Origin of the sequence: Flavobacterium sp. (assembly GCF_043720215.1) — a bacterium.
Classification (GTDB): domain Bacteria; phylum Bacteroidota; class Bacteroidia; order Flavobacteriales; family Flavobacteriaceae; genus Flavobacterium.
The window spans coordinates 1-1,734 of sequence record NZ_JAYSSZ010000109.1 but is presented as its reverse complement, the minus strand read 5'-3'; the positions used below and the strand labels follow the sequence as shown (position 1 = coordinate 1,734).

The 1,734-nt window shown below is 29.9% G+C and carries 3 protein-coding genes; all 3 read right to left on the bottom strand.

Annotated features, from left to right (window positions below; genetic code table 11):
* Positions 1-525, bottom strand: a 525-nt coding sequence (locus ACHZC3_RS05285) for a putative inorganic carbon transporter subunit DabA (protein WP_394758835.1), incomplete at its 3' end; no start/stop codon positions are given.
* 10 nt (positions 526-535) lie between these two features.
* Positions 536-1,219, bottom strand: a complete 684-nt coding sequence (locus tag ACHZC3_RS05280; RefSeq protein ID WP_394758834.1) for a carbonic anhydrase family protein — start codon at positions 1,217-1,219, stop codon at positions 536-538.
* Between the two features lie 31 nt (positions 1,220-1,250).
* The coding region (locus ACHZC3_RS05275; protein WP_394758833.1) for a DUF2490 domain-containing protein at positions 1,251-1,734 on the bottom strand (484 nt) is incomplete at its 5' end.

Here is a 1,734-nt window from a genome sequence, read left to right as displayed (position 1 = left end):
TTTAAAAATACTTGTAAAACTATTCTTCTCTAATTCTTTTATCGATTCTAAAAACCCTTTGTTCCCTATTGGAAAATCCCAAATAGCAATCCCTTGATCAAGGTAACTACACAAAAATCGAAACAAAAAAGGCTGTACTAAATTGTCTAAATCAATATGATAATTTTGTTTCCATTGCGAACGTAATTTGCCAATTCGTTGCTCGTTATGATCGTTATAATATTTAGAAATTAAATTATTTTTCCAAAGATCTATAGTAACACTACCTTCTCTATTTTCGATGGCTCTATCAAGAATTTCAGGTCTAATTCGTCCTATATTGAATAATTTTCTAAAATCGGACAAAGGCATTGTAGCTTGGTGACCAAACACTTTTGATGATTTAAAAATGGCATCATAAAACTTTGAACTTTGAAATGCGTGCAAAGAATTGTGGTGAATAAAATCTTTCAACGGTGTTTGTGTTGGAAGATAATGCTTCAGTTCATGCAAAACATGATGTTCATCAAAAGTGCTTTTTTTCATAATTTTTTGTTTAATATTCTAAATTATTAACAGAAAAATTTGGGTTTAAATCATCTTTAATATACATAACATCTGTATAAAACTTTACTTTACCTGTTTCTATATCGTGCATAGCTCCAACTATTCCTATTTCGCGATTTTCAATCATTCGCTCTAATATATTACTACGCTCAATAATATTTTTCACACTTCGTTTCACGTTTATTTTGGCTACATTTTCAACAAAAGGAGCATTATTAGAAGTTCGATCTTCAAGAGTCTTTTTTTCTTGGTAAACTGCAGGTTGTATTTTAGATAATAATTCGGTTAAATTTCCCATTTCTACATGATCGCAAGCACCTTTTACCGCACCACATTTACTATGACCAAGTACAACAATTAGCTTAGAACCTGCCACTTTACAAGCAAATTCCATGCTTCCTAAAATGTCAGTATTTACGATGTTTCCTGCAATTCTAACAGAAAAAACATCGCCAAGTCCTTGATCAAAAATTAATTCGGCAGATGTTCTACTATCAATACAACTTAATATAGTAGCAAATGGCCATTGCCCATCAATAGTTGCATTTGCTTGTTCTAACAAATCTCTATGTGCTTTTAGATTACTTACAAATCTTTTATTTCCTTCTTGTAAAAACTCCAATGCTTTTCTTGGAGTCATTTGTGCTTGTGATTCTCTATTATGTGCTTTCATAACTATATAATATTATTTTTTTTAATTTTTTTTAAAAAGGCAAATTATTGAAAATGGCAATTTGAAACTGATTCCGGTTAGATTTTTCAAGTGTTTGTGCCATAAATCCTGCTTCGATTTTAATATTTTTATGGATAAAATAACCTAATGCTCCGTAGAGACGATTTCTATCGAATAATGGACTTTCGGCATTTATAAAAATTTCATTGTACGATGAAAGATAAATGGTATTCTTTTCGAGTGTTTTTTTATTTATCGGAATGTTAATTCCTAAAAAGTATCTAAAACGCATTTGAAAATCAGCTGCTATAAATCGTTCTTCTACTCGAAATCTATGCTGAAACACAACGCTTTTTACTTTCTGTTTGGTTATAAATTGTTGGTATATTCGATGTTCGTTTGAATCTACTTTTTCATCAGAATTTGGTACATACTTTTGAGTATTTATAAACCCATAACCTAATAAAATATTGTTATTTTCTTTGGTAAGGTTATAGCCAATTCCAGTTCTAATT

Coding starts and splice junctions, on each gene's coding strand:
- ACHZC3_RS05280 (WP_394758834.1), bottom strand. CDS start 1,219: ATGAAAGCACATAATAGAGAATCACAAGCACAAATGACTCCAAGAAAA.